At 51.1% G+C, this 12,676-nt stretch carries 11 protein-coding genes and 1 pseudogene; 3 read left to right on the forward strand and 9 right to left on the reverse strand.

Annotation, left to right across the window (positions count from 1 at the left end; genetic code table 11):
• Window positions 1–91 precede the first annotated feature (91 nt).
• The 7 genes and pseudogenes from MKX76_RS09855 to MKX76_RS09885 all read right to left on the reverse strand — a co-directional run bounded on the left by MKX76_RS09855 (window position 92) and on the right by MKX76_RS09885 (window position 7,108).
• Window positions 92–2,269 (reverse strand): heavy metal translocating P-type ATPase, encoded by a 2,178-nt coding sequence (locus MKX76_RS09855; protein ID WP_028404590.1) that lies wholly within the window; start codon window positions 2,267–2,269, stop codon window positions 92–94.
• 139 nt (window positions 2,270–2,408) lie between these two features.
• Window positions 2,409–2,978 carry a TetR/AcrR family transcriptional regulator gene (locus MKX76_RS09860; RefSeq protein WP_028404589.1) on the reverse strand — a complete coding sequence of 190 codons (570 nt, stop codon included), beginning with the start codon at window positions 2,976–2,978 and terminating at the stop codon, window positions 2,409–2,411.
• A 415-nt stretch (window positions 2,979–3,393) separates the two neighbouring features.
• On the reverse strand, window positions 3,394–4,155 hold the full coding sequence (locus tag MKX76_RS09865) for an SDR family oxidoreductase (RefSeq protein ID WP_028404588.1): 762 nt from the start codon (window positions 4,153–4,155) through the stop codon (window positions 3,394–3,396).
• Between the two features lie 239 nt (window positions 4,156–4,394).
• Window positions 4,395–5,071: pseudogene (locus MKX76_RS09870) on the reverse strand (formylglycine-generating enzyme family protein).
• A 17-nt stretch (window positions 5,072–5,088) separates the two neighbouring features.
• Window positions 5,089–5,457, reverse strand: a complete 369-nt coding sequence (locus tag MKX76_RS09875) for a DUF4180 domain-containing protein (RefSeq protein ID WP_028404586.1) — start codon at window positions 5,455–5,457, stop codon at window positions 5,089–5,091.
• A gap of 77 nt (window positions 5,458–5,534) precedes the next feature.
• Entirely contained in the window at window positions 5,535–6,197 is a 663-nt protein-coding gene (locus MKX76_RS09880; protein WP_213613963.1) for a TetR/AcrR family transcriptional regulator, read from the reverse strand.
• A 197-nt stretch (window positions 6,198–6,394) separates the two neighbouring features.
• Window positions 6,395–7,108: a 2-phosphosulfolactate phosphatase gene (locus tag MKX76_RS09885; RefSeq protein ID WP_028404584.1), complete on the reverse strand. Its 714-nt coding sequence runs from the start codon at window positions 7,106–7,108 to the stop codon at window positions 6,395–6,397.
• 308 nt (window positions 7,109–7,416) lie between these two features.
• Between MKX76_RS09885 and MKX76_RS09890 the strand changes: the two genes are divergently transcribed.
• From MKX76_RS09890 to MKX76_RS09900, 3 genes are all read left to right on the forward strand, one after another.
• A complete protein-coding gene (locus tag MKX76_RS09890) occupies window positions 7,417–8,724 on the forward strand; it encodes an MFS transporter (protein WP_007128331.1) in 1,308 nt (435 codons plus the stop codon).
• 110 nt (window positions 8,725–8,834) lie between these two features.
• Window positions 8,835–9,701 carry a phosphosulfolactate synthase gene (locus tag MKX76_RS09895; RefSeq protein WP_007128332.1) on the forward strand — a complete coding sequence of 289 codons (867 nt, stop codon included), beginning with the start codon at window positions 8,835–8,837 and terminating at the stop codon, window positions 9,699–9,701.
• A gap of 219 nt (window positions 9,702–9,920) precedes the next feature.
• Complete coding sequence (locus MKX76_RS09900; RefSeq protein WP_007128333.1) at window positions 9,921–10,577, forward strand: YitT family protein; 657 nt, start codon at window positions 9,921–9,923, stop codon at window positions 10,575–10,577.
• Window positions 10,578–10,652: 75 nt separating this feature from the next.
• On the opposite strand, the gene MKX76_RS09905 is transcribed toward MKX76_RS09900, so the two are convergent.
• Both MKX76_RS09905 and MKX76_RS09910 read right to left on the reverse strand, forming a co-directional pair.
• Window positions 10,653–11,198 carry a DinB family protein gene (locus MKX76_RS09905; RefSeq protein ID WP_340900663.1) on the reverse strand — a complete coding sequence of 182 codons (546 nt, stop codon included), beginning with the start codon at window positions 11,196–11,198 and terminating at the stop codon, window positions 10,653–10,655.
• Between the two features lie 285 nt (window positions 11,199–11,483).
• Window positions 11,484–12,635 carry an NAD(P)/FAD-dependent oxidoreductase gene (locus MKX76_RS09910; RefSeq protein WP_007128335.1) on the reverse strand — a complete coding sequence of 384 codons (1,152 nt, stop codon included), beginning with the start codon at window positions 12,633–12,635 and terminating at the stop codon, window positions 11,484–11,486.
• Window positions 12,636–12,676: the final 41 nt, after the last annotated feature.

Consider the following 12,676-nt stretch of genomic DNA (forward strand, 5'->3'; position numbering starts at 1 on the left):
GGATACGCCTCCAGATGGGATAACAACCGCTGAACTAGCGGCAACTAAACCCCAGACGCTCTTTGTGCAGGGAAGCATGCTTTCGTTGATATTACTCGGTCTTTTCGGCTTGATGCTGCAATCTAAGCGCATTCCCGACTACAAGGAGCGAGCTCGCCGCCATCCCGATGCATGCGATGCGAGGGTCCAAATATCCCAGCGCAGCCAAAGGTACGGTAATCGCATTATACAGCAGGGCAAACAGCAAATTTTGGTGCACATTCCGCATGGTTAGTCGACTCCAAGTGTAGGCCCCGATGATGCTGGAGAGCCTGTTCCCGATCAAAACCACATCACCGGCCTGTTTGGCTGCATCCGTCCCGCCCCCCATCGCTAACCCGACATCTGCCGCAGCTAAGGCGGCCGCATCGTTGATGCCGTCTCCGATCATGGCTACCTTCCGGCCGCGTCCCTGCAGCTCTTGGATAAACGCCAGCTTGTCTTCGGGAAGCATTTCCGCACGAACCTGATGGATCCCCGCCGCTGCAGCCACCGCTGCTGCAGCGGGCTCTTCATCGCCTGTGACCATCCACACATCCGCTTTTTTCTTCAATACCTGTACGACCTTCCGGGCATCTTGGCGCAGCTTATCATTCAATACAAACGAACCGACGCACTCCCCGTTCAAGGCAATATATAGTCTTGTATGACCCGGCAGATCTTCATGGCGATCCGGATGGATTCCTTGCTCCAGCAGCCATTTCCGGTTTCCCACACGGACGCGGCTTCCTTCTACATGGCCTTCCATCCCTTTCCCTGCCCATTCATGGAACTGCTGGACTTCCGGTAGAAGAGTCCCTCTGTCCCGCGCGGCTCTTACGATGGCTTGCGCTAACGGGTGAGCGGATCGAACGGCCAGCGCTGCCGCCCTGGAAAGCACGTATGCGCCGCAGCCGCGGTATGCGTGAATCTCCTTGAGCTGGGGCCATCCTTCCGTCAACGTGCCTGTCTTATCCATCAATATGACATCGGTCTGCCGAAGCCTTTCCAGAGAGCTGCCTTCCTTAAACAGAATACCTCTTCGGGCGGAGGACCCGGTGGCAATCAGGATGGATACCGGCGTAGCCAGACCAAGCGCACAAGGACATGCGATCAGTAATACGGACAGCGCGTGACGCATGGCGGTTTCGGAAGCATCATGGCCATGGGACAATATCTGCCATCCCGCATAGGTGAGGGCAGCAAATGCGATCATCATAGGAACGAAAATGGCAGCAATTCGATCAACAACGCGTTGAATTTCCGGCTTGCCCTGCTGCGCAGACTCGATAAGGCCAATCATCTGCGATAAGCGGGTCTCCTCATGCTGCTTGTCGACGACAATGTTCAAGCTTCCGATGAGGCAGCGCGTTCCGGCATAAACCCGGTCGCCCGCCTTTTTGGCCACTGCTGCGCTTTCACCTGTCAGCATGGATTCATCGGCATCCGCCGTTCCCGAATGCACGAAGCCGTCAACGGAAATCCATTCCCCCTTATTCACGCGGATCCGGTCCCCGGTCTGCACCTGATCCGTGGTGAGCCATTCTTCGCCATGACCGCGAATTACCCTCACCGATTTAACCTGAAGCTCGTACAGCGCGCTCAGCTGCCTTAACGCTCTGCCTTTCGCTACCGTTTCGAGCCATTTTCCCAGCAGAACTGTAGTCATAACCATTGCGATCGTATCAAAATATAGCATCGTATGCGTCAAGTCGTGCCTTGATTGGAACAGCGTATAGTGACTGTAAAAGTACGCTACGGAGGTGCTTAACGCCACAAGGGTATCCATATTGGCCGTACGGTGGATCATCGCCTGGTAGGCGCCATAATAGAATGGATATCCTACACCGAACTGAAGCAGGGTGGCTAGCACCCACTGAATTACTGGGTCCATCAGCAGAGCCGGCGTCCACCCCATCGGCAAATCGGCGATATGGGCCACCATCGCCCATAAGAGCGGGAGCGACAAGCAGGCCGCGATGATGAAGCGGATGCGGTACGCTCCTGATTCCGCTTCGATTCCTGTATGCGGATTCGACAGCTTGTCGGACGCACCATAGCCAAGCTTTTCGATTCTTTCCAGGATGGTGTTCATGCCGACCCGCTTCGGTTCATAATGAATCGTCGCCCGTGACAAGGCGAGGCTGACGCGGGCTGACTGTACGCCGTCCATCTTGCGAAGGACTTTTTCGATCCGCGCTGCGCAAGCCGCGCAAGTCATCCCGCTGACATGGATTTGATCCAGCTTCACAATGCTTCCTCCCCATCCTTTGCTCACTTCTGAATTCGCTTGTCCATACATTCTATGTGGCTGCCCGAATAATCAGAATGGCCAGGATGGAAACCGGATATGTGAGATGAACAGAGCCCAGCTGTCCCGCGGCCTGCTTCTAATGTTGCCTATTCTTCATTTTCAGGAAATTCGTGAGCTGCTCGTTCATATATTCCGGGCTGCGGGTGAAGCCGTCCTCATGCCATTGAATCAGCAAGCCCATAATGGCATTGGCCTGATACGCGATGACCAGCGGGATGTCGATGGAGTCCTCATTTGGTGCGGATGTGCTTTCCAGCATTAAGCCTTTGATTTTCTCAAACAACGAGTAGTAATAAGACAACGAAGATTTTTTATCAAACACAATTTCATAAAACGGCTGGTATTTCTTCACATGGTGAAAGATGCGGATCGTTGAAGGATCAAGATGGCTAGGGTCCAGCATAGCTACATGACGGTAGGGCTCATAATAGGATTCCTCCAAATCTTTAAGCAAATGATGGAGATGCTCGTCAAATAAAGTCCCTACGTCTTTATAATGCAAATAGAAGGTGCCCCGATTGACGCCCGCTTCACGGCAAAGCGCGGACACTGAGATCGATTCCAACGTGTTCGTTCGTAATAAACGCAATAACGCTTGATGCAGTGCTTTCTTGGTCTTGATGACCCTTAAATCATTTTCGTTCATGGCCTGTTCACCTCTCCACGCATACACAGATGTATACTCCTCGTATTGTTAATGAACGTTAATCCGACAATTTGTTCAATAACTGAATAATGACAAGAATTATATACCGATCGCTGCAAAAAGTACACTAAACGTCTTTCCATCTATCCTATGGCTTTGCCGTCCGAGCGTCGACGCTGGTCATCGTGCAGCAGTCATCATTACAACGCGCGCCGAGAGAGACACGCGGTAGCCGCTTCCCGTTCCGTACGTTTTCCCCAATCGCTGCTGGCAAGGGACGGGGGACGAAAACTCCTCTGCAAGATCGTAACCACCAGCACAAGAAAAAAAGAGCGTCCCGCAGTAGAACAATCTACAACGGGAAGCTCTTCCGTGTTCTGATCGATATCAGGTTATTATAATTACGCTCAATCTATTAGAAGCCGGCTGTCCAGCCTCCGTCCGCGGTGATGACGGCACCGTTAATAAAGCTGGATTCATCGGATGCCAGGAATAAAGCGACTTGAGCGATTTCTTCCGGTTGACCGGCACGCGGAATGACGCCTTGGGTTACTTTCGTGCGGGAAGCACCGAACTCGTCCAGATTTTTCATCGTCGAACCAATATTGGTGATCGTTGCCCCGGGCGCAATGGCGTTACAGCGGATTCCCTTCTGCGCATACATGAATCCGGTGTTCTTCGTAATGCCGATCACCGCGTGCTTCGAAGCGGTGTAGGCTGCTCCGGCATGCGCACCGCTGAATCCGCCCGTCGAAGCCGTGTTTACGATCACGCCTTTGCCCTTTTCAAGGAAGATTGGAATCGCCTTGCGGATCGCACGCATGACACCTTTCGTGTTGATATCGAAAATCAGATCCCATTTCTCATCATCCACTTCCCCTACCGGTGCCATATTATCCATGATCCCAGCATTATTCACAAGGATATCCAGGGTTCCATACTGTTGAACGGCGGTATCGATCATGGCGTTGATGTCCTCCAAATTTGCAACATTCGTTCTTATGGCGATGGCTTCTCCGCCGGCAGCCTTGATCCCGGCTGCAACCGCTTCCGCGCCTTCTTTATTTAAATCGGAGACAATCACCTTTGCCCCTTCTTGTGCATACAGCTCAGCAATTGCTTTTCCCATTCCCGATGCTGCCCCTGTAACGACAGCCACTTTATCCTTCAACCGCATAACGATCCCTCCACGCATTTATTGAACAGTTGTTCATTTAAATTATAGAGAAGCTTTGACGTCTTTGTCAAACGAGAGATTTGTGGATTACGGAACGAGTCATCCTGGCGAGTCCGCAGTCTGTTGTTTAGATAATCTCCGTTTTAACGTAAACGGAGCTGCCGATCATCCCGGCAGCTCCGTTATTATAAAAGTTATGTGGATTTCCTTAGGTAAAAGTTATCATGGCTTATCCAGCCTCATATCGACCTTGCAACGCGGAAGCCCAGATCGTCTATTTTAAACGCAGGATGACTGCGACGGCGGCATGTCGCGCCGCATCCCCTGGCCTCTTCGGCCCAGCTCCCTCCCCGAAATAACCGGTAAGAGCCGTATACGAGGGGATTATATTGATCCCAGCACCACTCCCACACATTGCCGATCATATCGAACAGCCCCCAAGCATTCGGCTCCTTTACACCGACAGCATGAGCCCTCCCTCCGAGTTGCCGTGATACCAAGCGATATCATCGAGTTCGCCGTACCTGTAGCCAGTCGTTCCTGCAAGGCATGCATATTGCCATTCCGCCTCAGTGGGAAGACGGTAGCCGTTCGCTTCGCGATCATAATGAACCTGATCTCCACCATCGGCTGCGGAGTAGCATTCCTTCAGGCCGAATTGCCGAGACAACGCATTACAGAAATGTATAGCATCATACCAAGAAATATTAGCGACAGGGATGTTGGAGTCTTGGAATCTTCGCTCTTTCGATATCATGACCATAGAATAAAATGCTTCCGTAACCGGTACAGGTGAAAGGCCCAATGAATCCAGCTCCACCGTCCACGTCTTCTTGATCCGGTCGTCCCTAAGTTTAACGCGACCCGCAGGAATCGTAACCATGGGGTATTGTTCTCGAGGATGAAGCTGCGCCATCCATGTATCCCCCCAATCTACTTAATGGAGCTCAGCTTCTCTATCGCCTGTTGTTCAGTCGGCATAAAGAAAAAATCACTGCCATTATTGCTTTCGTATATGAAATCGCGAAGGCTTCGGCTTGAATAGATGGTGAAATCCCCAACAATGGCAAGCTTCGCTCTATAATTGATGAACTTTTGCAGGATATCGCCGGCTAAACGTGTGCTTAAATCGAAAAAACGCTCGCTGATCAATGATTTATGTATGACGATCCGATCGCTGCCCGTCTCATATTGTACGGTTGCCATCAGATCCAATGCGGACTGAACGTCACTAATTAATATACCGCTGCCAGTAACGAGGGCAATGTCCCTGCCGCCTGCCTCGAGCTTCGTTATCTTCATTTTACATCCTCCCAAGTGTATGGTGGTCTTCCAAGCACGCATGGTTATATATGCGAGAAATGCATGCGTTGCAACTGCTATCCCCCCTTGCGGCCGGTAAATGATCGTACATAATCCTCGCCAATCGTCCGGTTATCTCCCCCATGGATCAGCGGTACGTCCGCTACTCTGAAGAAGCTTAAACCGATCACCATCGCCAGCAATCCGTAAGCCGCGTTGTAGGCACCCTTAACGGACATTTCTCCCGTCTGATTGCCGAAATCAATGATTTTGGCGATCCCATGGAAATCCCTGCTGTAGCTCTCGGCTACAACCTCCTGAAATTTCGGGTCCAATGCAGCCTTCGAGAAAAATTGAACAAACAGCCTGGCTTGATCGATATGAGGAATATGCATCCTTTCAATTCCATCCAGCTGCGATACGTTAATGCTCGGTCCCTCATCATCACGGTAGGGAGGCAATAAATGCTTCATTGTCACCTCCATCATCTCCATCGCCGTCATGGAGCTTTTGATGTCCGATTCAATCTTAAGCCCGTAATAGGCAAGGAATGCCTTGAAGGCTTCGATGGTCAAATGCTCTTTGTTCTTAAAATAATACGTGACAACCCCCTTTGAGCAGTCTGCATGCTCAGCTACCTTATCCAGGGTCATGCCGTCGATTCCATGCCTGCTGATGCAGGTTAACGTCGCATTGATGAGATCCGCCCGGCGTTTCGGTTCCATTCCGATCTTTGGCATATCCATATCTCTCCTGTTTTTTTATACTGCACGGTCAGAATAAAAAAATTATATCCAAATATTGCCTGCACGTCAAATTCAGCCGCGCAAACTCCGAAACGCTGAGTATTAGAACCCCCTAAAAAAGACGGCTTCCCCGGAATTTAACCGCTCGGATCTTGCTGGTATAACGACTTCCCCGCTATTAGGAACCTTCATCATACATGTGCATGGATGGAACCCGCCATCACCTTTTCAATCAACGGCATCCCATTTCGAATGTTCACTTTCATCACGAAATCGGACGGAACCTCCTGGGTGCATAGCGATAGATCCTCCTCCAAAAACTCAGGCTGCCCGTTGTCGTAAAACTTCTTGGCTGCTTCCGAAGCTCGAATCCGCTGGATGGTCGCTTCCGGCGTTACGCAGTCTGACCGTTGGAGGAGATCGGCGATATATTCGGCGCATGCCAGGTCATCATCCCCCGAGGGATGGGAGGCAATGATGTTAATAGTCGTCTCTTCATCCCGCAACCATCGATCCTTAATAATTTCAGCGGTAGTCCTGGCATTCGAAAATCCAGTAACCAATACATGCTCGGCATTCAACGCATTTAAAGCAGCAGTCACTCCGTTGGTTGTCTTCTGGATCAGAAGCTTCCCTTGGAGATCGAACTCCTGCAAACGAGCAGGCGAGTTATCCAGTTCAAATCCCGGGATTAAAAGCCCCTTAATTTCACCAGCCAATATGAAATCAGGGTTTAAGCGCTTTAGTTCCAAAGCTTCATCGACTGTCGCTGCTGGAATGATGCCTTGAGCCCCTCTCAGAAATGCATGGTGAGCCACGGTAAACGCGCGGATCACGTCAATGACAACATTGATATGAGCAGCCTTGGGTGGCTGGTTATGTCCTTGGAGCATTCGAATTTTCATGTTGCATCCCCCTTGCCCTGCGAATTAGGCAGTTTAATAAACAGTATATTTTCGCCGGCATAAGAGGTGATTTGTCTAATCGCAAGCTCTAATTACGCTGACCGTATTTGTACCGCTTCGCTACGGAAACGAGGTACTCCATAGATAGGAGGTGATCCAGCCGCACCTTCTCGCAGCCTTGAACTCGGAATCAGCCGCGGAATATATAATCCGAATGTGGTCATAATTAGGATGATATGTACATTTACTGCACAACCTGAAAGGGTACCCTTATGTTCTGTTAATTCTCCACACCGAGGAGCCACATCATGGAAAAGACAAAAAAACGAAAACTGAACATTAGCTTCCAAAGCGATATCGACCTGGAGGACTCTCCGGAGACAACGGACGAAGATTCAAAGGCCAAAGCCAAATCGGCAGGCGGTTCTAAAGGACAAGTCTGGGAATTCATCGCGCTGGCGACCATTCCGATCGTGCTGGTATTCGGCAATTCCATGCTGGTCCCGGGACTTCCTGAGATGCAAAGGGAGCTTGGCATCAGCAAATTCCAGAGCAGCTTGATCATCACCATTTTCTCGCTGGCGGCAGGCCTGTTTATTCCGTTGATCGGGTATCTGTCGGATCGGTTCGGCCGCAAGGTCATCATCATTCCCGCCTTGATCCTGTACGGAGGAGCCGGTATCCTCGCGGGTTTCGGCGCGATATGGAATTCTTATGCGGTCATTATTTCCGCCAGGGCGATTCAAGGGTTCGCAGCGGCGGGAACGGCACCGATCGCGATGGCGCTCGTCGGCGATTTATACGATGGCGGGACCGAGAGTAAAGCGCTGGGTCTTATCGAAGCATCCAACGGCTCGGGCAAAGTGCTTAGCCCTATTATAGGCTCTCTGCTGATGCTGATTGTTTGGTATGCCTCCTTTTTCGCTTTTCCCGTTTTTTGCGCTTTATCGCTCCTGGCTGTGATCTTCTTGATTAAAGAGCCGAAGCGTAACCAAAAGCAGGAGCTCAAGAAATATCTGGGTAAGATCAAGGATATCTTCAAGGAGAAAGGCCGCTGGCTCATCACTGCGTTTTTTGCCGGATCGCTGGGGCTGTTTATTTTGTTCGGCGTGCTGTTTTATCTCTCCAACATCCTTGAGGAGAAGCCCTACAATATCGATGGCGTGATGAAGGGGTTGATTCTGGCCATCCCGCTGCTGGGGATGGTTATCACTTCCTATACAACCGGGAGCCTGATCAAGAAAAAAGGGCTGCTGATGCGCTGGTTAATGAACATCGGTTTAATCGCCATGACGGTTTCATTAGCCGCTACCCTGTTCTTTTTGAAGAACATCTATGTATTCATTGCATTGCTGACGGTCAGCAGCATTGGAACCGGAATGCTTCTCCCCTGCTTGAACACAATCATTACCGGCGCGGTCGAAAAGAGCGAACGGGGGATGATCACATCGCTGTATAACAGCTTGCGGTTTTTGGGCGTTGCAGCGGGTCCTCCCTTATTCGGGTGGATGATGGACAAATCCGATCATGTGGTGTTTATCACCGTTTCTTCCCTTTCTTTGGTGACATTAGGTCTTGTGTTCTTTTTGATTCGGCCCCCTCGCAAGATTGCCTGATCGGCATTCCAATATGGTTAAAGATGGGCACCTGCCTTTAGGGTTGCGCATATGATACCAGTGTCAGTTGGAATATCGACAAATCAAAAATGAATTGGGGAGATTTTAACATGAACAATTCCCTGCGTGCAGTTTGGCCCACGGAGTTAAGTGACCCGAGCGGGCAGCGCAGCAATCCCGCCATGGGAAGAAAAGACCGCGACGCCTATGGGGGCACAGGCCGCGGGATAACGATGGTCATTGATAAGGGTCTTGGCCGTCATGCGTTTACGGATCTGATCGAAACCTCTTCGGATTATATCGATTGCATCAAATTCGGTTTTGGCACGGCTCCGTTGTATAAAATGGATATGCTGCTGTATAAAATCGGCTTGGCCAAACAGCATGGGATCATGGTTATGCCGGGCGGTACCCTGCTCGAGACGGCCGTGCAGCAGGATATTGTCCCTGCATTCTTCAATTCCATTTGCAGCCTCGGATTCAATGCGGTCGAAGTATCCGACGGTACCATCGAGCTGTCCCGCAAACAACGAACGGCTCTGATCCGGGAAGGCAAACAACGGGGATTCCGCGTTTTTACGGAGTATGGCAAAAAGCTGTCCGGCTCCCTCATAGACGCAGCAATGCTTGCCAAAACGATGGAAACGGATTTGTCCGCAGGCGCCGAGTTTATCACGATCGAAGCTCGCGAGACGGGAATGGGCGTCGGCATTTTCGATAAGCAAGGCGAATGTCGGGAAGAATTGATCGATGATATCATTAAATTCGTTCCGGATACGAGAAAGCTGATTTGGGAAGCGCCTCTTAAACACCAGCAAGCCATGCTTTTGCGTAAATTCGGCTCCAATGTACATTTAGGGAATATTCCGCCTTCCGAGGTTCTTGCGCTTGAAACGATGCGCCGCGGGCTTCGTCAGGATACGTTTGAATTTGGGTTGAGGGCGCAGGAAGCGGATAAGTTTTGTTATGTCATTTAACACATAGCCGAAATAACGGCGGTTACGAATAAGGGCAGCCCGGGTAGGATTCCGGACTGCCCATTTATTATACGTTCGATTGACATGATGGTAATTCCAAACAGGGGCTTAGAGCGGCATGAGCTTTTTAACGATAACCCGGCATCCCCTTCAAGTGACAAGCATACACTACAATATCAGGATAGGCTTGTCACTTCAACCAATGAAGGAGATTTCAGTGTGAGCATTCCGTTCTTTCCCGATCGTTGGAGACTCTTGTTTTCTCGTCGAATAGCGATAAGGTTTCTTCTCATTACGGCCGGAGCTATCATACAGGGCTTCGCCATGGCCGTATTCTTGTTCCCTCACGCCATTCCGTCCGGAGGAGGCGCGGGGATCGCGGTGCTGCTTAACCATGCATTCGGCCTCCCGATGAGCTTCGGGCTTTGGCTTGCCAATACGATTTTTCTAGTATTCACCGTCCAATATCTAGGCAGCATCAGCGCTTTCGGGACCGTATATGTCATAACAGTCACTTCCGTATCCGTCAATTTCTTCGAGGTGTTTGTAGATCCGCCGTTCAAGAATGTATGGATTGATCTTCTCTTCGGTTCGGTGATTCTCGGAACCGGCGTCGCCATGCTGATCAGGCAGCGGGTCTCGAACGGAGGAATCGGTTTTGTGGCCCTGGCAATTTATAAATACAAGGGCATCAACCCCGGAACATCGTTGTTCTGGATGAACGGCATCATTTTTGCCCTGACCGCCTATGTGATTGATTGGAAAATCATAATACTAGCCGTGGGATGCCAATGGATGTCCACCCGGATCATTAACTGGATCCACCAGTTTCCCGCCCCGAAGACAACCTATGCACCCGCATGGCGTAAAAAATAATACGTGCTTGAAACGAAGACGAGTGGCTTCAAATGCCGATCCAAGCAATGGAGTCGCGCTTATCAGCCGATACGATTATCTACCGCTAACAGCATGCAGGAAGCGGCAATAGCCGATCTCGGCCGCATTTTTCATCAGCTCCACGTTCAGCCATGCCGCCAGTTCATGAAAGGGTCTCCCCGCAAACGGCCACCGCGTTCGTTCCGAAGACAGGAACTCTTCATCCGTGAGCGCCGACACTTCACGGTTCCATTCGCTTCTCAATTGATTGATCCTATCCCGGGTCTCTTGTATGCCGCCGCTCGAAAAGATATCTTCCCGGGCCAGAGTTCCGCTGCCAAACGAATGGTTCAGTACCATCGACCACCAGTACGCAATATGCCAAGTCAGCCAAGCTATGCTTGGTGGTCCGATATCGTAATTCTCCGATTCCGGCCATTCCGCCCGCCATATTCCGGATTCTTGATGCACATGAAGCCCTTTCGAGGCGGGTCGCCAATGAAACTCCTCGTCTTCCAGCCCGGTTAGATGCAGGTCGAGCAGCTGCCAAGCCATTTGGAACTGGAAATCAAGCGTGCTGCGAATCAGGCCGTTTGGATTTGACGGAGGGGCATCAGCCATACGAGTCACCTCCTCTCTTCATTGTAAACATTAATTTAATCTGTCTATATATTTACAAACATATTAAGTTATCGTCTGATTAAATGTCAATGGAAGGTCTAAACGAAAGTCCAATGGATTGTCGTGCAATCCGCCTCAATAATTTTATAAAATGTAATGATGACTGCTGCACGATACTCTGCGTCGACGCTCGGACGACAAAACTACGGAGAACTCAAACTCAACGAAGAATGGATGACTAGATGATAAAAAATGCTAATCAAAAAAAGCCGCATGATAGCGGCTTTACCTTGTGCCGATCCCCGTTTCGGACAGCCGGGTCGCTTTGACCAAATAAGTCGCCAGTCCAGGAATCATTCGGGCGATGGCGGGATAGAAGCGATTGGTTCTGGCAAATGCCAGGCTCTGAATTCTCCTCGCTCTTCGAAGGAGCTGCGTAAACGCAGCGTTGGCTTCGAGCGAATATTGATATTTCCATTCATCGAAAGGAATGTCTCCGTCTAAATACTTGCCGGTCCAGTCCGCGCATAGGCGTGAGGAGCGCAGCGCAACGGACATCCCGTCCCCGCAAAGCGGCGGAAGCATCATCATGGCATCACCGATGTGCGGGTATTGCGACCATGGCTCGGGCAGGTCGGATAAACGAAGCGGGGCGATCGATACCTGAGTTCCAGGAACAGGCTCCCCTTCAGCCATCCGATCGGCTAGCCTTTTGTTCGAGCGCGAAGCAGACCGGAGAATTTCCGGCACCGATTTCCCGCTTCCCTGCACCGATTTCAAGGTCAACAACGCAGCTACATTAACCCTTCCGCTCTCAATCGGCGATATTCCGACATAACCACCCTCGCAAAAATACAGCTCAACCCGAGGATGCAGCGTCACGCCATGATAATGGGACTTTAAACCAACGTATACGGGATCATCCCGTTCATCACCGGCGGAAGCCGCGCCGCGCGGCTTTTTGGTCCCGTGCGCGCCAATAACAGCCCTGGCCACATACCGAACGCGTTCGTCCCCTTGCTTGGCGTCTACTTCGTACCGCTGGTCGTCCAGCAGCCGAATATGGGTCACGGTCGTTCCCGTGACAATATCCGCTCCAGCGCGCATGGCATGCTGCTGCAAGAGCCGGTCCAGCTCATAACGGCTAAAGCCGTATGCCTGCCCAGGTAACGGAGCTGTGATCTCGCCGCCGTGAGGCATAATAATCATGGCGTGATCCATGATACTCGTTCCGATCGCCAGCTTATCGTGCCGGATGCCTAAGTACTCAAGCATCTCCTTCGTTTCGGGCGACAAGAACTCGCCGCAAGTTTTATGACGCGGGAAATGCTGACGGTCCAGCAGGAGGGTGCGGCGGCCCTGCCTGGCGAGCTGCAGCGCACAGCTGGTGCCCGAGACTCCAGCTCCGATCACGATGACGTCCGTTTCTACCGTCATGGATACACACCACCTTTCATCATGCTTGGGGACAATTTTGG

This window comes from Paenibacillus sp. FSL R5-0810 (genome assembly GCF_038002285.1).
GTDB classification, from domain to species: domain Bacteria; phylum Bacillota; class Bacilli; order Paenibacillales; family Paenibacillaceae; genus Paenibacillus_AQ; species Paenibacillus_AQ lactis.

Coding starts and splice junctions, on each gene's coding strand:
- MKX76_RS09880 (WP_213613963.1), bottom strand. CDS start 6,197: ATGCCAAAGATCGGAATGGAACCGAAACGCCGGGCGGATCTCATCAAT.
- MKX76_RS09875 (WP_028404586.1), bottom strand. CDS start 5,457: ATGAAGATAACGAAGCTCGAGGCAGGCGGCAGGGACATTGCCCTCGTT.
- MKX76_RS09860 (WP_028404589.1), bottom strand. CDS start 2,978: ATGAACGAAAATGATTTAAGGGTCATCAAGACCAAGAAAGCACTGCAT.
- MKX76_RS09890 (WP_007128331.1), top strand. CDS start 7,417: ATGGAAAAGACAAAAAAACGAAAACTGAACATTAGCTTCCAAAGCGAT.
- MKX76_RS09885 (WP_028404584.1), bottom strand. CDS start 7,108: ATGAAAATTCGAATGCTCCAAGGACATAACCAGCCACCCAAGGCTGCT.
- MKX76_RS09910 (WP_007128335.1), bottom strand. CDS start 12,635: ATGACGGTAGAAACGGACGTCATCGTGATCGGAGCTGGAGTCTCGGGC.
- MKX76_RS09865 (WP_028404588.1), bottom strand. CDS start 4,155: ATGCGGTTGAAGGATAAAGTGGCTGTCGTTACAGGGGCAGCATCGGGA.
- MKX76_RS09895 (WP_007128332.1), top strand. CDS start 8,835: ATGAACAATTCCCTGCGTGCAGTTTGGCCCACGGAGTTAAGTGACCCG.
- MKX76_RS09905 (WP_340900663.1), bottom strand. CDS start 11,198: ATGGCTGATGCCCCTCCGTCAAATCCAAACGGCCTGATTCGCAGCACG.